The organism is Thalassospiraceae bacterium LMO-JJ14, assembly GCA_021555105.2.
Lineage (GTDB): Bacteria > Pseudomonadota > Alphaproteobacteria > Rhodospirillales > Casp-alpha2 > UBA4479.
In genome coordinates, this window is record CP134604.1 from 2565733 (window position 1) to 2589484 (window position 23752).

A 23752-nucleotide genomic window follows, 5' to 3' on the forward strand; every position below is an offset into this window, starting at 1 on the left:
GTGTATGGTTCACTCGAATTTCAAAAGCCGTGCCGGACAGGCACAACCGGGACCTATGTCATGTCGGTTTTTTACGAATCTTACGGCGCCGCCAAGAACTACACGACGCCAACGCTCAACCGGAAGCACATCGCGCGCTTCGACGCCGAGGTCTGGCAACCGGCCAGCCTGAAACCCGACATGCGCTGTTTGGAAATCGGCTGCGGCACAGGGCATTTTCTCAGTTACCTGCACCACAAGGGGATTGATGATCTGAAGGCCATCGATCTCGATCAATCGCTGTCGGACGTCATTCCAGGCACCGTGCGCGACAAGTTCGAGGCCGTGGACGTCTGGGCATATCTTGAGAAAGCCGACGACAGGCAAATGTTCGAGCGCATCTTCCTGTTCGACGTGCTTGAACATTTCGTGCCGGAAGACGGCTACAGGCTTTTGACCGGCCTGTCCGGACGGCTCACTCCCGGCGGCGCGATTATCCTCAAGATGCCGAACGCGTCGTCCCCCTGGGGCTTGCAGTTCCAGTACGGCGATCTGACGCATCTGGCGGCTTATACACCGGACAGCATCCGCCAGATGGCGGTTGCCTGCGGTCTTGCGTGCAGCGCCTGCTGGCCGCACCTTCTCGGCAGCCGCAGCCGGCAAAGGCTCGACCGTATGCTGCAGGCGCTCTTGAACCGGGTTTGTGCGACGCCGCCGGAAATCTGGGAAGGCAACTTCTATGCCCGGCTCGATAAGCCTGCATAATCGCAATGGTCCTTGGCGGATCAGAGGGGTTGGCAGGGCAAGGGGGCAATCCCTATATTCCCCCTAATAAATCATCATTTTTCACACATTTTCCGGGGGATTTAAAAAATGGCAAAAGCAGCATTTATCGGTCTTGGCGTCATGGGTTATCCGATGGCCGGCCACTTGCAGAAAAACGGCCATGACGTCACTGTTTACAACCGTACCGCCGCGAAGGCCAAAAAGTGGGCCAAGGAATACGGCGGCAAGGCGGCCAAGACCCCGGCCGAGGCCGCCAAGGGCGCTGATTTCGTGTTCTCGTGTGTCGGGAATGACGACGACCTGCGATCGGTCGTTTACGGTAAGGACGGTATTCTCGCGGGCATGAAAAAGGGCGCGACCTATTGCGACCACACGACGGCGTCCGCGATCGTTGCCCGTGAAATCGACGCCGAGTGTAAAAAGAAGGGCATTCAGTTCCTCGATGGCCCGGTGTCGGGCGGCCAGGCCGGCGCCGAGAACGGCAAACTCACGGTCATGGTCGGCGGCATGAAGAAAACCTTCACCGCCGCCAAACCGGTCATCGACAGCTACGCCGTCGCCGTCACGCTGATGGGCAAGGCCGGTTCCGGCCAGATCACCAAGATGGTCAATCAGGTCTGCATCGCCGGTCTGCTGCAGGGCCTGTCCGAGGGTCTCGCTTTTGCGCAGAAGTCGGGCCTCGATGCCAAACTGGTCGTCGACTGTATCTCCAAGGGTGCCGCAGGTTCGTGGCAGATGGAAAATCGCGGCTACACCATGGCCGATGACAAGTTCGATTTCGGTTTCGCCGTCGAATGGATGCGCAAGGATCTCGGCATTGCGCTCGAAGAATCCAAGAACAACGGTGCGTCGCTGCCGGTTACGGCGCTGGTCGACCAGTTCTATGGCGAAGTCGTCGAGATGGGTGGCAAGCGCTGGGATACGTCGAGCCTGCTGCGCCGCCTGACGAAGTAACCGCCTGATACCCCCCACGCAAGACCTCTCTCCCTTGAAAGGGGGAGAGGGGACGCGTCTCAGGACTGCGGCGGGTGCGCCTGAATCTTGAGGAGCGGCGTCGGCGCCAGCAGGTTCGGAATTTTCCAGGTATAGAGCTTGTAGTTCGGCCCCTTGGAACTGAACGGCTTGACCGTGGTCGCGTTATGGCTGATGACGCGGGCATCCGTAAACACCCGCAGTTCGCCCGAACTGTCCAGTCCGGAAGCGCGCAGCCGGTCCTTGATATCGCGTTTCAAAGACTTGCCGAGCATGGCGATCTGCCCGGTGTTCTTGTTGTAGCTGAGGCCGAGGATGTATTCGTTGCGGCGGAAGAACGTCATCGTCTTCGCCTGCAGCAAATCGCCCGCGCGCTTATACGTGATATGGAAGTGGCCCTTTTCGTAGTACTTGAACTCCGATACCGCCGAATCCCGGGTGAAATCATCCTTGATCTGCGAAACCTGAACCAGTTCCTCCTCGCGGTCGATCTTGTTGTCTTTCAGGTCCTGATAAAGCTCAACCTTGGCCAGGTAACCGTCGAAGATGAAATCGTAATAGCCGGTCCGGCTGATATCGATCTCGGCGTCGAAACGGATCGGCATGTAGCAACTGCTCAGCACGAACACCATGGCGCAGGCGGCGAGAGCCTTAAGCGGGCGGCGGATGGTATTTTTCGAGAATCTGTTCATGCGCGGATGATAGATCGCCATCCCAACCCCGTCACCCCAAACCTGACTGGGGTCCATGCTTCGAGACGCTACGCTCCTCAGCATGAGGTATAGCATTCCTCATCCTGAGGAGGCCTGTAAGGCCGTCTCGAAGGATGCGAGACCTTATGCAACATCAATCCACGTCCCCATCCCGGCCATATGATGTTCCAGCATATGGCAGTGAAACAGCCATTTACCCGGATTATCGGCGACGAAGGCGAACCGCACTTTCTCGCCAACCTCGACGATCTCCGTATCGCGCCAGGGTGCACCGCTGACAGGCTTGCCGTTGCGCTCGATCACCTTGAAATGATGACCATGCAGGTGCATCGCATGCGGCCAGCGGGTGTCGTTGATCATGTTGACGCTCAGCGTTCTGCCCTTGGCGACGCGAACCAGCGGCGTATCCGTCCGCCCGGCGACACCGTTCAAGGCCCAGCCCTGACCTTTTTCAAGCGCCAGGGTGCGCATGTCGAACATCTGCCCCTGATAGCGCGCGCCGGTCATGGCGCCCATGGCGCCGCCTTCCATCAGCAGTTCGGCATGTTGCGCGTTGGCGATGTCCGGCGTTTGTGCGGCGAGGGGATTGGCCGGCAGGACCAGCGGCCCGGAAAGCGGCTGTTCGCGCACCGCAGCCCCTTGAATGACGAAGCCGGCCGCAATGATCGGCTCGCCGACAGAAACCTCGAGAATATCCAGCGTCGTTCCCGGCGCCGTCGGGATATCGACGATCAGGTCTGCGCGTTGCGCCGGCCCCAGTTCCAGGGCTTCCTTGAGCGGCTCAGGGTCTTCCAGCGGCTGCCCGTCAACGGCTACGACCCAGGGATTGAGGCCCGGAAACGCAAACGCCATGATCCGCGCGTTGGCGGCGGAAATCAGCCGCAGCCGGACCCGCGCACCGGGGCGGACGGTAAATGACGGTTTGGTGTCGCCGTTGACGGTCAACCAGTTACCGAGCCGGCCGCCATGCATGGCGTCATGCAGATTGCCGAAGTTCTCAATAATTGCGCCGTTCTCATCGAGACGCCAGTCATCGGCCAGGAAGACAAGATCGTGATCGATGGCGAGCGGCTCGTCCTCCTCGACGATCAGCGCGCCATACAGACCGCGCCCGACCTGTTCCCACGACTTGTGGTGCGAATGATACCAATACGTGCCGGCATCCGGCGATGTGAAGCGGTAATCGAAGCTTTCGCCCGGACCGACAGGGGACTGGGTGAAGCCTGAAACACCGTCCATGGCATTTTCAATACGGATACCGTGCCAGTGCACCGATGTCGGCTCCGCAAGGCCGTTCTCGAGCCGCAGATGCACCGGCTTTGCGCGCGGAATTCGGATCAGCGGCCCGGGGCTTTGCCCGCCGAAGCTCCAGACCGGCGTCGCCGGTTTGTCCGCACCCATCAGTTTCGCCTGCGCCGGGGCGGCCTTCAGGATATGCCCGGGTGCGTCTTCGGCGCGCAGCACGGACGGCAACAGGGGGGCCACCAGCGGCGACAGGGCGAGGGCGCCCGTCAGGCCAAGGAAATCGCGTCTTTGCATGGGATGTCCGCTCCGTTCATTTCTCGGCACTTTGAAGCTGCCAGTCACTGGAAGGTCAAGAATTACCGGATTCGCCTCTACCTGTCCCTCTCCCAAGGGAGAGGGAACTCACGGACCAATCCCCCTCTCCCTCGGGAGAGGGTGGCGCTAAGCGCCGGGAGAGGGGTCATTTAATCGGCTGAAACCGGTCGTCGAAATCGTTCAGGTCCGGCATTTCCAGCAGCGGCTGCGTCTCCAGATTGCGGACATAGTCCGCCAGGTCCGTCAGCATCCGGTTGCGCGCCTCGTCGGATACATACGGCACATGCCAGGCAATGAACGGCTGGTGCACGTCCAGGCCCACATAACCCAGCGACCCCTGAAAGAAATGCTTCATCATCCCATCGACCAGCGGGCCGTGGATCGCACCGGGACCGAACATGTGCTCGCGCCCGCCAAGGCCGAACGCGGCGAACGCACGCTTCCCCTTGAGCCCGCCTTCGGCGTAGATGCGCTTGCCGCCATAGAACGGGCCGGAAACGAAGACCCGCTCGATCCAGCCCTTGAGGATCGCCGGCGTGCCGAACCACTGCAGCGGGAATGTGAAGGCCAGCACATCGGCGGCCATGACGCGGCTGATTTCCTCGGCGATATCCGGGGCGAGGGTGCCTTGCTGCCAGTTATGCCGCTGTTCCAGCGCATAGGTCAGATGATCCGGGTCGCGGCGCTCGGTAAAATCGTCGGCCGACAGCACCGGATTGAAGTTCATCGCATAAAGATCGGAAAGGGTGACGGTGTGCCCCTCGGCGATGCACGTCTCCATGATGGTGTCGCGCATGGCGGCAGTGAAGGATTTCGGTTCCGGATGCGCGTGGACGAGATGGAGATGCATGCCAACGACTAAGCGCGACAGTCAGCCAGCGGTCAAGTCTTGAAAGGCCGGGAAGTTTTGCCGTGATGACCTTGATTAGCCCCGGATTATCCGCACAAATGACGGACGGAGGAAAAACGTTCAATGCCTGAAGTCAAGAAACCGCTCAGCGGTGTCCGCGTACTGGACATCGCCAGTTTTATCGCCGCGCCGTTCGCCGCCACCATCATGAGCGAATTCGGCGCCGAGGTGATCAAGATCGAACAACCCGGGCAAGGCGACCCGTGGCGGCGCTATGGCACCAAGACGGCGCTCGACGACTGCACGCTGGCGTGGCTGACCGAGGCCCGCAACAAACGCTCCATCTCGCTCAATCTCCGTGAGCCGCGGGGTGGCGAACTGTTAAAGCAGCTCGTCAAGGACGCCGACGTGGTGTGCGAGAACTTCCGTCCCGGCACGCTGGAAAAGTGGGGGCTGGGCTGGGACGTATTGCGCGAAATCAATCCCGGCCTCGTTTTGCTGCGCGTGTCCGGCTACGGCCAGACCGGGCCTTACAGGGACCGCCCCGGGTTCGCGCGCATCGCGCACGCTTATGGCGGGCTGACGTATCTGTCCGGCCTGCCCGGCGAAACGCCGGTGACGCCCGGCTCGACGTCGCTCGGCGATTATATGACCGGCATGTACGGCTGTATCGGCATCATGATGGCGCTCCGGCATCGCGACGCCACGGGCCAGGGCCAGGTGGTCGACTGCGCGCTTTACGAAAGTATCTTCCGTGCGCTGGACGAAATCGCGCCGCGCTACGCCGTCGACGGCTTCGTCCGCGAGGCCGAAGGCACCGGCACCGTGAACGCCTGTCCGCATGGCCATTTCCCGGCCGGCGACGGCAAGTTCCTGGCCATCGCGTGCACCACCAGCAAGATGTTCGAGCGTCTGACGATCGCCATGCAACGACCTGATTTGTTTGAGAGATTTGGCGATCAGGCTAAGCGTCTCGAGGACCGAAAGATTGTCTTGGCCGAGGTCGAGGCATGGACCAGATCCATGCCCCGCGACGAGGTCATTCGCGTCTGCACGGAAAACGACGTCCCGGCGGGAGCCATCAATTCCATCGCCGATATCTTCGCCGACCCGCATTTCAAGGAACGCGGCACGCTGATGAGCGTCGAGGTGCCGGGCGTCGGCCCCGTCGTCGTGCCAGCCGCGCTGCCCCGGCTGTCGGAAACGCCGGGCGAAGTGAAAACGCTCGGCCCCACCCTCGGCGAAGCCAACGATATGGTCTACGGCGAATGGCTGGGCCTCAGCGACGTCGAAATTGCACAACTGACAAAGGACGGCGTCATCTGACGGCGATACGAAATTCATGAGAGAACACGCGCACCGCACCTATCTGTTCACCCCCGGCAACCACCCGAGACGCGTCGAAAAGGCGCTCGGACTGGATACCGATGTCGTGATACTCGATCTGGAAGACGCCGTTGCCGTCGCCGAAAAGGTGAAAACCCGCGACATCGTTCGCGAAACCCTGACCCAGCCCCGCGACGTCGCCGCCTTTGTGCGCGTCAACGCCTATGACACGCCGTTCTGCTATGGCGATATCTGCGCCGTCGTCTGCCCGGAACTGGACGGTATCATGCTGCCGAAGCTGGAAAGCGTCGAAGACCTGAAATCCGTCGAATGGCTGATCGAAAACCTTGAGCGCGAACAGGGCATGCAGCCCGGCGCCATCGACCTGTTGCCGATCATCGAAACCGCGAAGGGCGCGGCCAACCTGCGCGAGATCGTGCTTTGCGGCTCCCGCGTCAAACGCCTTGCGTTCGGCGCCGGGGACTATACCCGCGATCTCGGCATGGACTGGACGATGACCGAGGAAGAGTTGCTGCCGATCCGTTCGGAAATGGTGCTGGCGTCGCGCCTCGGCGGACTGGAGCCGCCCATCGACACCGTCTACATCCACATCAAGGAACAAGACCTGTTCGCCCAATCGTGCGAAACCGTCCGCGCGCTCGGCTTTCAGGGCAAGATGTGCATCCACCCCGACCAGATCGGCCCGGCCAACACGGCCTTCGCACCGACCGCCGAAAGCATCGCGTGGTCGGAAAAGATCGTTGCCGCCTTTGCCGAGGCCGAGGCCGCTGGCGTCGCCTCGATCCAGGTCGACGGCTATTTTGTCGACTACCCGATTGTCGAAAAGGCACAGCGCACCGTCGATCTGGCGGACACGCTGCGCAAACTCGGAAAAATCTGAGAGGAACCGTCCCATGATCAGCTCGCTCGCCGAATACCGTGACAGCCTGCGCCCGTTCAAGCCGCGCGTCTTCCTTGACGGCCGCCGGATTGACAGCGTCGCCGACGAGCCGCTTTTGCAGCCCGGCATCAACGCCATCGGCGTGACGTACGATATGGCGTCCGATCCCGAACTGGCGCCCTTGATGAAGGCGGTCGAGCAGGAAACAGGCAAGACCGTCGACCGCATGACGCAGATCGACCGCACACCGGACGATCTTTTAGCGAAGCTGGAAGCGGTCCGCATCATGTGCCGGGAATCCGGCTGTTCGCAACGTTACCTGGTGCACGACGCCTTCAACGGCCTGTATCAGGCGACAAAGAAATGCGATGCGACACAGGGAACGAACTATTTCGAGCGCTTCCGCGACTTCATGATCGAAACCCAGGAAAACGGCTACAACTACGCCATCGCCATGACCGATGCGAAGGGCGACCGTTCGAAAAAACCGCACCAGCAGGCCAACGCCGACACCTATGTCCACGTGGTCGAGGAACTCGCCGACGGCATCGTCATTTCCGGCACCAAGGCGATTGTCACCTCCGCGCCCTATGTGCACGGCTTCATGGTCATGCCGTGCCGCGCCATGACGCCCGAAGACAAGGCCTTTGCCGTCTGCGGTATCGTGCCGGTCGATGCCGAGGGCGTCACCATCGTCTGCCGCCCGTCGGGCCGCCCCGGCGAGGATGCGGCGGTGTTTTCCAAGCGCTATGGGCAGACCACGGGCGTCGTCATCTTCGACAAAGTCTTCATCCCGCATGATCGCGTGTTCCTGAACGGCGAGACGGCGCATTCCGAGGACATCACCAAGAACTACGCGACGCACCACCGCCAGTCGTGCATCGCGGCGCGCGCCGGGTTCGGCGATCTGCTGATCGGGGCAGGCGCCTTGATGATCGAGGCCAACGGCCTTGATCCCGAACGTCACAGCCATTTGCGCGACGACATGGTGGAACTGATCAAGATCGTCGAAGGGTTCTTCGCGACCGGCGTCGCGGCCTCGATCTATGGCCAAAAGGACGGGTCCGGCAACATCATGCCGGAGCCGGTATTTTCCAACATCGGAAAGCTTCTGATGGCGACGCAGATCTATGACATGCACCGCCTGGCGCACACCGTGTCTGGCGGGCTTATCGTCGCGCTGCCGGGCCCGGACGAGGATCATAACCCTGAGACCGCCGGCACGCTCTCTGAAGTCCTACAGGCCAACCCGAACATCCCCGCCAGCCAGCGGCTGCAGACGGCGCGGCTGATCGAGGATCTGACGGCGACACATCAGGGCGGCTGGTATTCGGTGATCTCGCTGCACGGCGGCGGCTCGCCGGAAGCCATGAAGCGCGAAATCTGGCGCAACTATCCGATCGGCGAAAAGAAAGAGATCGTCCAGCAACTGATGGACCGCGACCTGGCCGAACGCACGGATGGAAAAGCCCCGGGCCGCCAGCCCGGGCGCTGCTGCACCATCGGCTGCCGGGTCCCGGATTTCCTTTTGGACGGCGAGATCACGAAGAAATCGGCGGCGGAGTAGGGACACCCCGCTCCCGGCGCTGCGCGCCACCCTCTCCCCAGGGAGAGGGGGATCACCGCATACTTACCCTCTCCCTGGGGAGAGGGAGGGACCCGTGAGCGATAGCGAACGGGAGGGAGAGGGGTCTATTTCCCCCGCAACAACCAAACCGTTTCATGCGCCGCGACCTCACCCTTGAGGCCCTGCGGGATGACCTTGCGGCGCACCAGTTCGATCTCGTAGTCGGCGGCGTAATGCGCGCGGACCTCGTCCTCGTGCACGTTGAACGGCGGGCCGTCCATGTCCGACTGGTCGTATTCGAAGGTGATCAGCATCTGCCGGGCGTGTCGGGTGATCGCCGCCAGGTGCGCTGTGTAGCGCGTGCGCATGTCGGCCGGGAAGGCAACCAGCGCGGCGCGGTCATAGACGGCATCGACGGGGCCGAGAATATCCTGCGTCAGCGCGAAGAAATCGCCGACGTAGATATCGATATCCGGCGCGCTGTAGTGCTTGAAGGGACCGGCGTCGTTAACGTCGGGGGCCACGCCCAGTTCCTCGAACAGCTGGATGATGGCCTTTTCCACCAGCTCGACGCCGACGACGCGGTAGCCCTTGATCAATAGCCGCGCGATATCGCCGGTCTTGCCGCACAGCGGCAGGAAATAACGCGAACCTTCCGCAAGCTCGATGGCATCGAAATGCCGCGCCAGCAGCTTGTTGCCGTCCTTTTCATGAAAGCCGATCTGATCGTTTTTCCAGCGATCAAGCCAGAAGTCGTGTTCCATGTAATATCACCCTGTTATCTACTCGTAGAAACCCGTCAATCCATCGGCTTCGGCGTGAAGTCGGGGGCGGCCTGATCGCCGATCGGCAGGTAGTCGTAGGCGCCCGGTCCCTGAATATTGAGAAAACGTATCACGGCATCGGTCGGATTGTGCACCAGATGCGCGCGACGGGCAGGGACGGTATGCGTCTCGCCGACGCCGATCCGCGTCACCGTTTCCGGCATCTTTTCATGAATGTCGATGCTACCGGCGATGGGATAGAAGATATCGGCGTTTTCAGGGTGCGCATGCCACGGCACGCATTCACCGGGCTTCAGCGTCAGCTCGATGACGCGCAGCGCCGGCGTTTCCGCCACCACGTCGACATTGGCGACCTCGAACTTGTTCTGCCATGGACGAATGTCGGGTTGCTTATCAAGGTCTGTCATCTGAATGCCTTTGTCTGTGCCAGAGGCTGTTATCTACAGGGGCTGTTATCCGGGTTTATCCCCTAGAAACAAGTATAGACTTGGATGATCTAGATGTACTACGGTCTTAATACAGTGCGATACGAAATATTTGGGGATGTTCCGTTGCGCCTAAATGAAGACCTGCGAAATGCTGTCGCCTTTTTGGGCTACGTGACTTATGAGTCAGACAAACAAACGGTCTTCCATCCGGGCGGGACTGGCTTTTTCCTATGGTATGACAATGTCACGTATCTGGTGACAGCTCGCCATGTTGCCGAGTCAATTGAGCCGCCATTTGCTTTGCGCGCAAGTGATCGAGATGGAAATCCAATCCTAATTAACGATATTGATCATGCTGGCTGGTTTTACCATACAGACCCAAATGTGGATTTGGCAGTGGTTGTTGGTGTTCCTGACGGAGCGATGAGTATTTCTGGCGATACCCTGCTAACAAGAGCTTTGGCAGTAGAGCGAAACGTTGGGGTGGGTGATGAGGCGTATATCGTCGGCCTATACAGGCTGTTGCGCGGGAAAAACAGAAATCGCCCTATTGTTCATTCTGGTGCTGTCGCAATGATGCCGAATGATGAGCCAATTCCTCAGAGAGACCGCCGTACAGGCAAGGTTAAGGATGTTCATTGCTATTTAATTGAGGCCCAAACCCTTGAGGGGTTAAGTGGGTCTCCCGTCTTTATTCGCCATGTTTGGAAGATGCCCGAAGCCGGGAATAGACAAACTGGTATGTTGCTTGGGGATGCGTTTTTAGCAGGAGTGTGGTCTGGGGCTTGGGACGCCCCTCCAGGCGAGGTATTAAGCTTAGAGCGGCCAGAGGCTAAGCGGGTACCGGTTGGGATGGGTCTCGCTGTTTCATCTTTTCATTTAATTGAGTTATTGGAGCAGCCGGAAGTGATCGAACACCGAAAACGAAGATTGGCGGAGGGTCTTACGGCAAATCAGGACGTTGATATTCAGCGTCCCGAGCGACAGGAACCTCGTACCAAGGCCGATAACCCACAACACAAAGAGGATTTCAATCGTCTGCTAAACGCGGCAGCGTCAGACCGTAAAGAAGGCTCTGAAACATAAGCTCTGGTTCTTTCCGCAGGTTATAGCGGAAGGAAAACTCGGAAATGTATTTCCACATATGTTTGCGGCTGACGTGAATATGGGTGCCCTTAATCCCCCGTTTGATCTGGCCCCAGAAGTTCTCAATCGTGTTTGTGTGATGCTCACCTTTAACCCACTGCTTAGCTGAGTGGTTCACCGATCCGTGACGATAGCCGAGTTCCTTTAGGGAATCATAAGCGCGCCATTTATCGGTGCTGACCGTGCTACCGCGCACCACGTTCATGCAGATATGTGGATGGAGGGTGCCTTGGGCGGCATTGGGCACGGGTCCAGCGCGTACGCTGCCGTCACGTTGGACCATACCAAATACGGTGGTTTTATTGGTAGGCCCGGCGAATTTGCCGCGCTTCTGTTTGCCGCCGACAAATGTTTCGTCCATCTCGATGTGACCGGAAAGTGGCTCGTGATCGTCGGATTGAGCCATAAGCTTGCGGAGTTCGTGAGCCATGCGCCATGCGGTTTTGTATGTCACACCTAACTGGCGCTGCAATTCCTTGGCGGCAACACCGTTACGGCTGGCAGTAAACAGATACATGGCGAAAAACCACTTCTGTAGCGATGTGCGGGACTTCTCAAACGGGGTACCCGCGCACGGATAGATGTGATGCCCGCAAGACTGACAAGCATACGCGCGGCGCTTGGTGATCCGATGAAACTTGGTAGCCTTCTCACAGTTCGGGCAAATGGACTCGTGACCGTGGCGAAGCTCCATGATCCTATCGAGACAGGCTTCATCGGTCGGGTATTCTGTGACGAAGTCTTGAAACGTGTAACGCATCGGTTTATCCCCTTACTTGCTACTAGGGAAAGTATGCCATAATGCGTACTTGCTGTAAAGGGATAAACCCGGCTGTTATCTACTAATAGATAACAGAAGGGCTATTTCGGGGCAGGGTCGGTGGCCTTGGCCTTGACCCACAGTGCTTCGAGCTGATCGATATCCATGTCCTTGAGGGAGGCACCGTCACGCGCCGCGGTGGCCTCGACGACGCGGAAGCGGCGTTCGAACTTGGAGATTGTGCGCCGGAGCGCAGTTTCCGGGTCGGCGCCCAGCTTGCGGGCGAGGTTGACACAGGTGAACAGCAGATCGCCCAGTTCATCCTCGAGCCGGTCCGCGACCTTGGCAGGATCGCCGCCGTCGTCCAGCACCTCGCGAACCTCGTCCAGTTCCTCGCGCACCTTGTCGAATACGGGTGCCGGGGTCGGCCAGTCGAAGCCGACCCGGGCCGCGCGCTTTTGCAGTTTCTCGGCCCGCATCAGGGCAGGGAGGCCGCGTGCCACATCGTCCAGCACCGAGGGGATGCGTCCCTCGGCTTCGGCCTTATCCGCACGCTCGGCGGCTTTCTGATCCTCCCAGGCTTTTGTCTGCGCATCGGCATCGGCAACGGAGGCACCGGCGAACACATGCGGGTGGCGCACGACCATCTTTTCCGAGATCCCGTGCACCACATCGGCATAGTCGAAGTGACCGGCCTCGGCCGCCATTTGCGCATGAAAAACGACCTGTAAAAGCAGATCGCCGAGCTCGCCCTTGAGGGCTTGCATGTCGCCTTGTTCGATGGCGTCGGCAACCTCGTAGGCTTCCTCGATGGTGTACGGCGCGATCGAGGCGAAGTTCTGTTCGACGTCCCACGGGCAACCGCCATCCGGATCGCGAAGCTTCGCCATGATGCGCAGCAGGTCGTCGGTGGTATCGGTCGGCCAGGTGCTTTTCGGCTTCGTCATCGTGTCGTCCAACTCGTTCAATTCAGCTTCAATCCGGGGGGAGCCCCCATATTCGTATCCATAAAAGTCGCATAATGTATATTATGGAAAATTATGATAGTTATATATATAACAATGACTTAGTAGATTTACGCATAACGTTATCGAGCATGGATAAAAATAAAAAATCGTTGCTGATGCGCCTCAGTCGGAGATCGAAACCTCTCCCCCGCGCGCGGCAACATCGAGCGTCATACCATCGAAAGCCGGCACGACATGATCGGGCAAATAGCGTTTCAATTCATCGTAATCGATATCCGGACTGAGGTGCGTCAGGATCGCCCTTTTCGGTTTCACACGTGAAATCCACTCCAATGCCAGATCGACATGCGCATGCGTCCAATGCTTTTCCCATCGAAATACGCCGATAATCCAGACGTCCAAATGCGCCGCCGCGAGACGCTCCAGCACGTCGTCGGACAGTGCCTTCACATCGGTCGAATAAACGCAGCCGTCGAACTTAAACCCGACCGTCCTGGAATATCCGTGATCCTGTAGAAACGTTCCGACCGGCACACCCAATACGTCCAGATCGTCGCCCGGCACGAATTCCGTCATGTCGAGCACCGGACGGATATAGACACCGTTGAAATCGTCCGGCAGCGGTTTCAGCGTGTATCCGAAACACTGCTTTATATGGGCGTGCGTCTCCATATTGGCGAACACAGGCAACGGACGCCTGATCGCCTTGTTGACGCCCCTGAGGTCGTCGATGCCGTTCAAATGGTCCGCATGCGCGTGCGTGAACAGCACCGCATCGATGTCGCTGACGCCGACGCGCAGCAATTGCTGGCGCAGATCGGGCGACGTATCCACCAACACCCGCTTGCCGGACGTTTCCACAAGGATCGACTGCCTGAGCCGGTTATTCTTCGGGTTATCAGGGTTACAGCGGCCCCAGCCGATGCCGATCCCAGGAACGCCGCTGGAGGAGCCGGAGCCGAGAAAGCTGATCTTCGTCGCCGTCATACGCTCATGCCGCCCGGGCGTCGATGGCGGCGCCGGCCTTGGCGAACAGGCGCTTGAAATTGGCGGTCGTCGTGGCGGCGATCTCGGCCGCGTTGATACCCCGTATTTCGGCGATTTTCTGCGCCGTGAAGGCGGTAAAGGCCGGTTCGTTACGCTTGCCGCGCCTGGGCACCGGCGCCAGATAGGGGCTGTCGGTTTCAACCAGGATACGATCGGCGGGCACGGTTTTGGCGACGTCGCGCAGCGCGTCGGCTTTCTTGAACGTTACGATGCCGGAAAACGAGATATACAGCCCGATTGCGACCATCCGTTCGGCCAGCTCCTGACTGGCGCTGAAGCAGTGTATCAGGCCCGGAAAAGCCCCTTTCGCGTGCTCTTCCTCGAGAATCCGGATGGTATCGGTGTCGGCGTCGCGGGTGTGCACGATCAGCGGCAGGCCGGTTTCACGGGCCGCCGCGATGTGTGTGCGGAACTGCCGCTCCTGCACGTCTCTGGGGCTGTGCTCGTAATAGAAATCCAGCCCGGTTTCGCCGATACCGACGACCTTCTGGTGCTGCGCCAGTTCGACCAGCTCGGCGGTCGAGACTTCGGCTTCGGTACCGGCCTCGTGCGGGTGGATGCCGACCGTGCAAAAGACGTTCTCGAAGCGCTCGGCAACGGCGAGGACGCGCGGAAACCGGCTCAGGTGCGTCGAGATCGTCACCATGTGCGAAATGCCGGCACGCCCGGCACGCGCCACCACGTCATCCAGCTCATCGCCGAAATCCGGAAAATCCAGATGGCAGTGGCTGTCGATCAGCGGCGCATCGAAAACGGGTGGTTGCCTGGACTCTGTCATGCGTTCTCCTTGGGCGGACATGTTGGCCAAGCAGGTCATGGAGTCAAGGAAACCAGCGTCACCCCGGCGCAGGCCGGGGTCCAGAAACGTGGATATGATGCGATGCGGCGTGAAATCCCGCTTTGCGGCGCTGGATTCCGGCTTTCGCCTGAACGACGGGCTTTAAGAAGCAGCAGACGTTGAGAGCTACTCTTCGTCGACGAAGCGGGGGAAAACCCCTTCCGGCTTGGGCAGGGTCGAACCGGGGACGAGCGCCCCGCCCTCGCCCAGTGCGGCAAATGTGCGGGCATCGGCGGCAACGCCAAGTTGATCGAGCATCCTCGACATGGTGTCCGGCATCACCGGCTGGCACAGGATCGCCAGATGCCGGATCGTTTCAACCAGCACGTAGAGCACGGTGGCCATGCGCGCAGGGTCTTCCTTGCGCAGCTTCCACGGCGCCTGACGGTCGACATAGCCGTTGGCGGCGCGGATCACGGTCCAGATCGCCTCCAGCGCATGATTGAAGCCCTGGCGGTCTATCTGCGCACGGACCACCTCAAGAAGCCCCCTGGCGGCGCCGAGAAGCTCCATATCGTCGGCGTCGAAGGCACCGGGTTCCGGCACCTGTGCGTCGCAGTTCTTGGCCACCATCGACAGCACGCGTTGCGCCAGATTGCCGAAATCGTTGGCCAGCTCGCCGTTCATGCGGTTGACCATGGCCTGGTGCGAGAAATCGCCGTCGTTGCCGAACGGCACCTCGCGCAGCATGAAATAGCGCACCTGATCCAGGCCGTACTTGTTGGCCAGATCGATCGGATCGATGACGTTGCCGAGCGACTTCGAGATCTTCTGGCCTTCGTTGGTCCACCAGCCGTGCGCGAAGACGCGTTTCGGCGGCGCGAGACCGGCAGCCATCAGGAACGCCGGCCAGTAGACGGCATGAAAGCGCAGGATGTCCTTGCCGACCATGTGCAGGTCGGCGGGCCAGTATTTCGCGTAATCGCCGGTTTCCGTTTCCGGATAGCCGACGGCGGTGATGTAGTTGGTCAGCGCATCGAGCCACACATACATGATATGTGCCTCGTCGCCCGGCACCGGCACGCCCCAGTTGAACGTGGTGCGCGAGATCGACAGATCGTTGAGGCCGCCCTTGACGAAGCTCATGACCTCATTGCGGCGGCTTTCCGGCAGAATGAAATCGGGGTTGGCTTCGTACAGAGCCAAAAGCCGGTCGCCCCACGCCGACAGCTTGAAGAAATAGCTGGGCTCCTCGACCCACTCGACCTCGGCGCCCGAGGGTGCGATGCGTTTGCCGTCAGCGTTCTTGGTCAGCTCGTCCTCGGCGTAGAACGCCTCGTCACGGACCGCGTACCAGCCGCCGTAGTTGTCGAGATAGATATCCCCCGCCTCTTCCAGCTTCTTCCAGATCGCCTGACACGACTTGATGTGCCGGTCCTCGGTGGTGCGGATGAAGTCGTCGTTGCTGAAGTTCATGAAGGCCGCCAGATCGCGGAAATTCTGCGACACCTTGTCGGTGAAGGCCTGCGGATCGATACCCGCCGCCTGCGCCGATTTTTCGACCTTCTGGCCGTGCTCGTCGGTGCCGGTCAGGAACCGTACGTCAAAGCCGTCCAGCCGCTTGAAGCGCGCCAGCACGTCGCACGCCAGCGTCGTATACGCATGGCCGATGTGCGGCGCATCGTTGACGTAATAGATCGGCGTCGTGACGTAATAGGTCGGCTTCTCGGACATCGGGTTTCCTTCAAGAAATTCGCGCCATTAGGTACGGCGCGGGGCGCGGTGGGTCAAGGAATACGGATGACCAACCGCCATCGTCACCCCGGCGCAGGCCGGGGCCCAGGGCAGCAGGCAGAATATTACCCTGTAAAACTCTGACTTGCGCTCTGGATTCCGGCATGCGCCGGAATGACGGCGATATGGATTGGGTACTAAGCCAGCGACAGGAACAGCGACAGGATGACCTGCTTGCGGTCGAGGTTCAGCGGATCGGCGCTGCGGATCATGCTTTCCGCCTGGTCGAGACGCGCCAGCCAGACCGGCAGGATCGACGTTGCCGCCGCACGCTCGGCAATTTCACGCTCTTCGGCGCTCAGGCTGTCATCGCCCTCGGCGCCACGCGACGACGCCAGCACGACTCTGGAAAGCCACCAACGGAACAGCTCGATTCCGGAATAATAGGCATCGTCATCGCCGGATTTGGACAGCTTCGTGGCCAACGCCTGCACCGCGGCACCATCCAGATTGGGGAGTGACGCGAAGATATTAACCACATCCCGGTAAATTTCCAGCCCGCCGCCCGCCGCCAGCGACATGGCGCGGCCGATACTGCCTTCCGCCAGCCGTGCCAGTTCGTGCGCGTCGGCGGCATTTACTTCCGGCATGTGCCGGGTCATCAGCTCGCCGACCTGTTCCGCCGACAACGGTTTCATGGCCAGCGTGCGGCAGCGCGACCGCGTCGTCGGCAGCAGCCTGCCCGGGTTATGGCTGATCATGATGATGACGCAGTGTGCCGGCGGTTCTTCGAGGATTTTCAGAAACGCGTTCTCGGACGAGCGGTTCATCAGCTCGGCGCCGTCGACGATGATCACCTTGTAGCCACCTTCGCTGGACGTCAGGTGCGCGAAATCGATGGCGGCGCGCACATCCTCGACCCTGATCTGCGTCGACAGCTTGCCCTTGTCGTTGAGCTTGCGTTCGACGGTCATCAGATCGCCGTGACCGCCGGCGGCGACACGGTGAAAGATCGGCCGCGCCGGATCGACATACAGGCTTTGAGGCAACTCAGCCGGGATGTCGTCGTCGGCGAACAGCCCGCCCGCCGCCGATGCGGCATTCGGTTGGTGCGTGAACAGATAGCGGGCAAAACGGAACGCCAGTGTCGCCTTGCCGATGCCCTTCGGGCCCGTGAGCAGCCACGCATGCGGCAGCCTGCCCCCGGATGCGGCGTCCAGCAGGACATGCTCGGCATCCTCGTGACCGATCAGGTCCGCGGTATGACGCGGCCCCTCCTCGATGTCGGTGTCCAGAACCGGCGCAGCCTTGGCATTCATGGCAGCGATACCCCCAATTAAACGCCCAACGACAAACCGAACTTTTCCGCGACGGCGGTACGGATATTCGCGGCAACGATATCGATGTCCGTCGCCGCATCGATCACCCGGCAGCGTAGCGGTTCGGCCGCGGCTATTTCAAGAAACCCTTCGCGAAGCCGGTGGTGAAATTCCAGATCCATGCGCTCGTAGCGATCCTCGGCGCTGTCCTGCTCGCTCAGACGCTTTCCTGAACGTTTCAGCCCCTGTTCCGTTTCAAGATCGAGCACCAGTGTCAGGTCGGGCTTGAAATCGCCCAGCACCGCCGCATGCACGGCGGCAATCCGCGCCGGATCGATACCGCCGCCATATCCCTGATAGGCCATGGTGGAGTCCGAAAAACGGTCCGATATCACCCAATCGCCGCGTTCAAGCGCGGGGCGGATAACCTGAGTGACGTGCATGTCGCGCGCGGCGTAATTCAACAGCACTTCCGCCATCGGCGTCCAACGCTCGACCGCACCGGAAACGAGAAGATTGCGGATTTCCTCGGCGGCCGGCGCACCGCCCGGCTCACGGGTCGTGATGACGTTAATTCCCGATGCCCTGAGCGCATCTGCGAGCATCGACACCTGGGTCGACTTGCCGCCCCCTTCGCCCCCCTCGAAGGTGATGAAACTGCCCGTCATCGAAGTGCACTCAACCGCTCTCACCCCATAGCAGGAATTCCAGTGCCGCCCCGAGGCGACCGAACATGCCGAGTTGCCCGACATCCTGCCCGGCCAGAAGCGGCGCTTCGATGGTTTCGAAATCGGGGGCCTCGACCGTCAGCGTGCCGATTTTCTGGCCCGCCGCGATCGGTGCCGGGATCGGCGACGAATAACGCACCGTCACCTTCATGGCGCGGCGCGCTTTCTTGGTCATGGTGATGTGAATATCGCGGTCGATCTTCATTTCGACGCTCGGCAGCGTGCCCAGCCAGAGCGGTGCGATCTCGACGGTATCGCCGGCCCGGAACAGGGCGTAATTGCCGAATTCGCGAAAGCCCCAATCCAAAAGCCTGGCGGTTTCCGTGGCCCGGTCCCTGTTGCTTTCCAATCCGTTGACGACGGTAATCAGACGCCGCTCACCCTGCTTCGCCGTGCCGGTCAGGCCATACCCGGCAACCGATGTATGCCCGGTTTTCATACCGTCCGCGCCGGCATAGCCATACAGCAGCGGATTGCGATTGGACTGGCGGATTTCGTTATAGGTGAATTCACGTTCCGAATAGTAATGAAAGAATTCGGGGAAATCGTTGATCGTGCGTTTTGCCAGGATCGCCAGATCGTGTGCCGTGGTGCGGTGTTCGGGATTCGGCCAGCCGGTTGCATTGGCGAAATTCGAATTCATCATGCCGATTTCGTGCGCCTTGTCGGTCATGCGCCGCGCGAAGGCTTCCTCGGAACCGGCGAGATTTTCGGCAACGACGATGCAGGCGTCGTTACCCGACTGCACGATGATGCCGCGGATCAGGTCTTCGACCTTCACTTCCGAATTGGGTGGCAGAAACATCGTCGAGGAGCCGCTCTTGGCGCCACCGGTACGCCACGCGTTCTCGGATACACGGAACTTGTCCTCGAGCGAAACACGACCGTCCTTGATGCTCTCGAACAGCATGTAGACGGTCATCATCTTGCTCATTGAGGCCGGCGGCATGCTGACGTCGGCATTCTTGTTGAGAAGTACCGTATCGGTCTGCGGGTCGAGAACGATCGCTTCGCGGGCTTTGGTTTCAATGCTTTCGGCGAGAAGGTCGCCGGGGATTGCCGTAACCGTTGCGGCGGCGGCGAACAGCGCAAGAGCCGCGATCGCCTTTCGGGTATTGTATTTTAAAATCTGCATGTCTCCATACTAGGCGTCGAATTTTGTCGATTTCGTGACGGATCAATCAACGATGATGCGGGCATCCGGATAGCCCGTGCCGATGACCTGCGCCAACGTCGCATCGGCCTGATGCACATCGCTCAAGGGGCCGATCCTGACACGGTAAAGGTCGCGTCCGTTGATCAGAACCTGATCAAGGAACACCTTGCCGAGCGGGCTTAAGCGCGCGCGTACCTTGTTGGCATTGTCAAACAAGCCGAAAGCCCCGGCCTGGACATAGATCGATGTCGGTCTGACCGGCTCTTGGCGGAGTGCGGCATCCGGGTTCGAATTCAGCGCTGCCGTTTCCGATGGTGCCGTGGTGTTCGGGATCGTACCGGTCGGGTTCAGCGGATCGTTCGAGGCGACCAGAACCGGCTGCGGTTGCGCGGTCACGCTGGGTGAGGCTTCGGCGCCGGACGGTGCAGGCAGGGCTTCCGCACTGACACTCGCTTTCGGCATTTTATCGACGGTAATCGGCGAGCCGACACGGGCAAGATTGTCCCGGTTCTGCAGACGCGCCGCGACGGCCTGGGACTGGTCGGCGAGAATCTGCACGCGGACCCGCGCCGTCCCCTGATTCTGGAAGCCGAGAAGCTGCGCGCCCCGGCGCGAGATATCGATAATACGGCCCTTGGCGAACGGACCGCGGTCATTCACCTTGAGCACCAGCGAGCGGCCGTTTTCAAGGTTGGTGACACGCACGAAGCTCGGCATCGGCAAGGTCCGGTGCGCCGCCGTCAGCGCATTCATGTCGTAATCCTCGCCGTTGGCCGTCAGCTTGCCGTGAAACGCGGCCCCATACCAAGAAGCGATGCCGGTTTCGTCGTATTCGTAATCTTCGGCGGGATGGTACCAGATGCCGTCGATCTGATAGGGATTGCCGACCTTGTAGGTCCCCTCGCCCGGCGGCGGCGTGTCGGTGCGGGAAACGCGTTTCGCGGTGTGAATCAGAAACTCCGTTTCGGCGCAACCGGTCAGAAGCAGCATAAGCGCGCTCAACGAAGCGAGTATGCGTAAACGCGATGCCATCATCCTCGTGAAAACTCCACCCTGGTTCCTGTTCCCGGCGGCACCATGCCGACCACTCCATGTTGGCATATTTTGCCCCTGAATTACATTATCTTGTGTCACAAATTACCATGAACCTCAACGATGCGTTTCGTTATTTCGCCGCCGTCCGCAGTCTTTCCAGCAGCCCGAAAGTCGGATGCGCATCCGCCGGCAGGTTCACGCTTTTCTGGAAATCCCGGATCGCTTTTCTGGTCATCGGCCCGGCGCGGCCATCGATGCCGCCGGTATTGAAGCCGATCTTCGTCAACAACCGCTGCATTTCCGAAATATCGGCAAAGCGCAGCATATGGGCGTCGGCCGGTTTCTTGACGCTAAGAGCGGGCAGACCGATGAACCGGTCGGCCAGATGACCGACGGCGACGGCATACAGCTGTGACGAGTTCCAGCGCATGATGGTGCGGAAATTGCTGTAAACCAGGAACACGGGCCCCGCGGCCCCGGCCGGCAGCAGAAGCGATGCCTCGATATCCGCGGCCGGCAGGTTCCCGCCATCGACCCTGCGCACGCCGAGTTTCTGCCATTCGGCCAGTTTTTTCCGCGCCTGCAGACCGCCCAGCGAGAGATCGAAATCCTTCGGCAAGCGAACTTCCCTGCCCCACGTGTAATCCGGATTCCAGCCCACGCTTTTCAGGTAATTAGCGGCGGAGGCAAAGGCATCCGGCAGGCTGTTCCAAAGATCGCGCCGCCCGTCGCCGTCCTGATCGACGGCATAAGCCTCGAACGTCGTCGGGATGAACTGCATGTTGCCCATCGCCCCGGCCCAAGACGACTTCACGTCGACCGGCACATCACCGAGCCCGACCAGACGGACAGCCGACATCAACTGTGTCTTGAAGAAATCGGCGCGGCGCGCATCGTGCGCCAGCGTGGCGACCGCGCTGAGCATGTGAAAAGCGCCGAAATTCCGTCCGAAATCCGTTTCCACGCCCCAAAAGGCGACGAGAAACCGCGGCGGCACGCCGTACTTTTTCTCAACCTCGGCCAGCAGTTTGGCATGCTTCTTCAAAAGCGCCTTGCCGGTCTCGATACGCTTGTCGGGAACGTAGATTTCCATATAGCGCCAGAGCGTCAGCATGAATTCCGGCTGGCGGCGGTCCAGTTCCAGAACCCGGGGGATCGGCGTCACCGACCCCAGTGCCTGATCCAGCACACTGTCGGCGATACCCGATTTCGCCGCTTCACTTCTGAAACCCTTGAGCCAATCCAGAAACGGTTCCGACGTTTCCGCCCGGGCAGGCGGTGCAACGATAAAAACCGTTGCCGCCAGAAGTGCATAAAGGGTGCGCGAAAAAGTCATTGAGCCTCCGATGCTCGGGGTTTCGGGAATGCGGCGCTGTTCTTGCCGGTCAGCCAATAGCCGATCAAGCCGAGCCATTCATGGCCCGCCAGGGACATGCGCCCCAGTCCGGATGTGAAATCCATGGGTGAAGGGAAGGAAATATCCGGATCGGCATTGAAGTCGACCGGGTATGGAATCATTTCCCATCCGACGCGGCGAAATGCACCGACCGAACGGGGTATGTGAAAGGCCGAGGTGACGAGAATCCAGGTCTCGCCGGTTTTCGGCGCCGCCATTTCCATCGTGAATTTGGCATTCTCCCAGGTGTTCCGGGCTTCGCGTTCCAGTTCCAGCCTGCTTTTGGGTACCCCCAGGGCTTCGTAGAGACCGGCAACATAATCTGCTTCGCGAATGTCCCGATTGGTGAGGGTTGCCGCACCGCCGCTGTAGATCAAACGCGCATTCGGGTGAGTCTGGGCCAGGGCTGCGGAAACGGTAATCCTCTCGACCGCCCCGCCGATGACGGCCCGATCCCTTGCCTTCGACATCACAGGGTTCACAACGCCGCCAAGGACAACGATGCCATCGATATGTGCCGGCAGGGATTTCGGTGCGGGGAAACGGTCTTCCAATGATTGCAGCATGTAGCCGCCAAGCGGCACGAATGTAACCGTCAACGCGAACACGACGGCCAGCCAGACGAAGCTCTTCCCCAACCTCGAGAAACGGGTTGCGGACAGCAATAGCCCCAGCAACAGAACCAGCAGGAACGCATTGCCGGGGTTGGCAAAAAACCAGAATATCTTGGACAGGTAAAAGAACATTGCCACTTCCCTTGGTGTTGCTTAACCCGCGCCGGGTTCGGCGGCAATGTTGACCGCAGGCAGCGCCATCCTCTCCCTGCCGATCAATATTAGGTCATCGGTTTAATAAATTGATAACAATCGATTTTATTTGATTTCGTCAGGCCGAAAGATGGCCGGTATCCGGCGCCCGGCAACGTTTGAACGGCACACGGCCCAGCGCACGCCCGCGTTGCGGCGTTTCGATTCGTAGCGTGAAAGTGTCGGATCAGCGGGGCGTGGTCGCCAGATCGGGCCCCTGCTCGTCCGCCAGGGTCGGGAAGTCGGCATCGTTTGCGATACCGTTGTTGACCACGTATTCGCGATGCTGCTCATAGGCTTCACGCTCGGCAACATAAGGATCCAGGGACGTACTGCCGACGGCATTGATATCGTCCTGGTATTTCGAATACGTCACGCCGCTGTCGGCGGCATGCACGGCCAGCGGCAGCGGACTTGCAAAACCGGTCAGGATATCGCCGGTGGCATCGCGAAGATTGCTCGGCCCCAAAAGCGGCAGAACGATATGCGGACCGGGCTTGACCCCGTTCGTCGCCATCGCCTGCCCCATGTCTTCGCGGCGTTGTTCCATGCCCATACCCGTTGCCGGGTCGTTGATCCCGCCAAGTCCAATGGTGGAATTGATGATGAAGCGATTGGTTGCCGTCTTGGCGTTTTCGTTATCGCCCTGAAGAAGGGAACTGACCGCTGTCACCGGCTCCGACAGGTTCGAAAAGATATTGGATATCGAATTCTGCATCGGCTCTGGGGTGACCGCCTGATAGCCGTCGACCAGCGGATCGACAACCGCGCCACGCAGCACGCGGTTAAATCCCGAGGTGACACGGTTGACGCCTTCAAAGGGGTCTTTTTCGGCCTCGGTGGTTTCCTGGCGCGCATTCGGACTTTCCGGAACGGCGCCGTCAGCGGATACGCGCGCCGCATAACTGCCCGCAAGCACGCCTGAAAGTACAACGGCCATACAGCCGCGCACCAAATAACCTTGTTTTTTCAGATCATTACAAGCCATGTCACCGACCACCATCCCTGTTTT

The 23752-nt window shown here is 60.1% G+C and carries 23 protein-coding genes; 6 read left to right on the forward strand and 17 right to left on the reverse strand.

The window, feature by feature from the left end; genetic code table 11:
- Window positions 1-60: 60 nt before the first annotated feature.
- Window positions 61-744: a class I SAM-dependent methyltransferase gene (locus tag L2D14_12110; GenBank protein ID WNJ98611.1), complete on the forward strand. Its 684-nt coding sequence runs from the start codon at window positions 61-63 to the stop codon at window positions 742-744.
- A gap of 108 nt (window positions 745-852) precedes the next feature.
- Window positions 853-1719 carry an NAD(P)-dependent oxidoreductase gene (locus L2D14_12115; protein WNJ98612.1) on the forward strand — a complete coding sequence of 289 codons (867 nt, stop codon included), beginning with the start codon at window positions 853-855 and terminating at the stop codon, window positions 1717-1719.
- Between the two features lie 59 nt (window positions 1720-1778).
- Here the strand turns inward: L2D14_12115 and L2D14_12120 are convergent, their stop codons facing one another.
- From L2D14_12120 to L2D14_12130, 3 genes are all read right to left on the reverse strand, one after another.
- Window positions 1779-2486, reverse strand: coding sequence for a hypothetical protein (locus tag L2D14_12120; protein ID WNJ98613.1), 708 nt, complete (start codon window positions 2484-2486; stop codon window positions 1779-1781).
- An 87-nt stretch (window positions 2487-2573) separates the two neighbouring features.
- Window positions 2574-3989 carry a multicopper oxidase family protein gene (locus tag L2D14_12125; protein ID WNJ98614.1) on the reverse strand — a complete coding sequence of 472 codons (1416 nt, stop codon included), beginning with the start codon at window positions 3987-3989 and terminating at the stop codon, window positions 2574-2576.
- Window positions 3990-4155: 166 nt separating this feature from the next.
- The gene (locus L2D14_12130) at window positions 4156-4860 is read right to left on the reverse strand and encodes an NAD(P)H-dependent oxidoreductase (GenBank protein WNJ98615.1); all 705 of its coding nucleotides are present in this window, start codon (window positions 4858-4860) and stop codon (window positions 4156-4158) included.
- 123 nt (window positions 4861-4983) lie between these two features.
- Here L2D14_12130 and L2D14_12135 point away from each other — a divergent pair, with 123 nt between their 5' ends.
- The 3 genes from L2D14_12135 to L2D14_12145 are packed head-to-tail and all read left to right on the forward strand — an operon-like array spanning window position 4984 to window position 8654.
- Entirely contained in the window at window positions 4984-6186 is a 1203-nt protein-coding gene (locus L2D14_12135; protein WNJ98616.1) for a CoA transferase, read from the forward strand.
- A 16-nt stretch (window positions 6187-6202) separates the two neighbouring features.
- The gene (locus tag L2D14_12140) at window positions 6203-7087 is read left to right on the forward strand and encodes a CoA ester lyase (protein ID WNJ98617.1); all 885 of its coding nucleotides are present in this window, start codon (window positions 6203-6205) and stop codon (window positions 7085-7087) included.
- A gap of 13 nt (window positions 7088-7100) precedes the next feature.
- A complete protein-coding gene (locus L2D14_12145; GenBank protein ID WNJ98618.1) occupies window positions 7101-8654 on the forward strand; it encodes a 4-hydroxyphenylacetate 3-hydroxylase N-terminal domain-containing protein in 1554 nt (517 codons plus the stop codon).
- A 125-nt stretch (window positions 8655-8779) separates the two neighbouring features.
- Here L2D14_12145 and tmpT read toward each other — a convergent pair whose 3' ends face one another.
- Both tmpT and L2D14_12155 read right to left on the reverse strand, forming a co-directional pair.
- Window positions 8780-9418, reverse strand: coding sequence for a thiopurine S-methyltransferase (tmpT, locus tag L2D14_12150; GenBank protein WNJ98619.1), 639 nt, complete (start codon window positions 9416-9418; stop codon window positions 8780-8782).
- Between the two features lie 35 nt (window positions 9419-9453).
- On the reverse strand, window positions 9454-9846 hold the full coding sequence (locus L2D14_12155) for a cupin domain-containing protein (GenBank protein ID WNJ98620.1): 393 nt from the start codon (window positions 9844-9846) through the stop codon (window positions 9454-9456).
- Between the two features lie 93 nt (window positions 9847-9939).
- Between L2D14_12155 and L2D14_12160 the strand changes: the two genes are divergently transcribed.
- The gene (locus tag L2D14_12160; GenBank protein WNJ98621.1) at window positions 9940-10953 is read left to right on the forward strand and encodes a serine protease; all 1014 of its coding nucleotides are present in this window, start codon (window positions 9940-9942) and stop codon (window positions 10951-10953) included.
- On the opposite strand, the gene L2D14_12165 is transcribed toward L2D14_12160, so the two are convergent.
- From L2D14_12165 to L2D14_12220, 12 genes are all read right to left on the reverse strand, one after another.
- Window positions 10898-11773: an IS1595 family transposase gene (locus tag L2D14_12165; GenBank protein WNJ98622.1), complete on the reverse strand. Its 876-nt coding sequence runs from the start codon at window positions 11771-11773 to the stop codon at window positions 10898-10900. The two genes, L2D14_12160 and L2D14_12165, sit on opposite strands and share 56 nt — an antisense overlap.
- A 101-nt stretch (window positions 11774-11874) precedes the next feature.
- Complete coding sequence (gene mazG, locus L2D14_12170) at window positions 11875-12741, reverse strand: nucleoside triphosphate pyrophosphohydrolase (protein ID WNJ98623.1); 867 nt, start codon at window positions 12739-12741, stop codon at window positions 11875-11877.
- Between the two features lie 162 nt (window positions 12742-12903).
- Window positions 12904-13728 (reverse strand): MBL fold metallo-hydrolase, encoded by an 825-nt coding sequence (locus L2D14_12175; GenBank protein WNJ98624.1) that lies wholly within the window; start codon window positions 13726-13728, stop codon window positions 12904-12906.
- A 4-nt stretch (window positions 13729-13732) separates the two neighbouring features.
- The gene (locus L2D14_12180) at window positions 13733-14566 is read right to left on the reverse strand and encodes a TatD family hydrolase (protein WNJ98625.1); all 834 of its coding nucleotides are present in this window, start codon (window positions 14564-14566) and stop codon (window positions 13733-13735) included.
- Between the two features lie 186 nt (window positions 14567-14752).
- The gene (gene metG / locus L2D14_12185) at window positions 14753-16300 is read right to left on the reverse strand and encodes a methionine--tRNA ligase (GenBank protein WNJ98626.1); all 1548 of its coding nucleotides are present in this window, start codon (window positions 16298-16300) and stop codon (window positions 14753-14755) included.
- Between the two features lie 197 nt (window positions 16301-16497).
- Window positions 16498-17619 carry a DNA polymerase III subunit delta' gene (locus L2D14_12190; protein ID WNJ98627.1) on the reverse strand — a complete coding sequence of 374 codons (1122 nt, stop codon included), beginning with the start codon at window positions 17617-17619 and terminating at the stop codon, window positions 16498-16500.
- Between the two features lie 17 nt (window positions 17620-17636).
- A complete protein-coding gene (gene tmk / locus L2D14_12195; GenBank protein WNJ98628.1) occupies window positions 17637-18287 on the reverse strand; it encodes a dTMP kinase in 651 nt (216 codons plus the stop codon).
- Window positions 18288-18297: 10 nt separating this feature from the next.
- Window positions 18298-19482 (reverse strand): D-alanyl-D-alanine carboxypeptidase family protein, encoded by a 1185-nt coding sequence (locus L2D14_12200; GenBank protein WNJ98629.1) that lies wholly within the window; start codon window positions 19480-19482, stop codon window positions 18298-18300.
- Window positions 19483-19524: 42 nt separating this feature from the next.
- Window positions 19525-20493, reverse strand: a complete 969-nt coding sequence (locus L2D14_12205) for a septal ring lytic transglycosylase RlpA family protein (protein ID WNJ98630.1) — start codon at window positions 20491-20493, stop codon at window positions 19525-19527.
- Window positions 20494-20668: 175 nt separating this feature from the next.
- Entirely contained in the window at window positions 20669-21874 is a 1206-nt protein-coding gene (locus L2D14_12210; protein ID WNJ98631.1) for a lytic murein transglycosylase, read from the reverse strand.
- Window positions 21871-22680, reverse strand: coding sequence for a YdcF family protein (locus tag L2D14_12215; GenBank protein WNJ98632.1), 810 nt, complete (start codon window positions 22678-22680; stop codon window positions 21871-21873). The genes L2D14_12210 and L2D14_12215 overlap by 4 nt, the downstream gene beginning before the upstream one ends.
- Window positions 22681-22927: 247 nt before the next feature.
- On the reverse strand, window positions 22928-23728 hold the full coding sequence (locus L2D14_12220; protein WNJ98633.1) for a VacJ family lipoprotein: 801 nt from the start codon (window positions 23726-23728) through the stop codon (window positions 22928-22930).
- Window positions 23729-23752 lie beyond the last annotated feature (24 nt).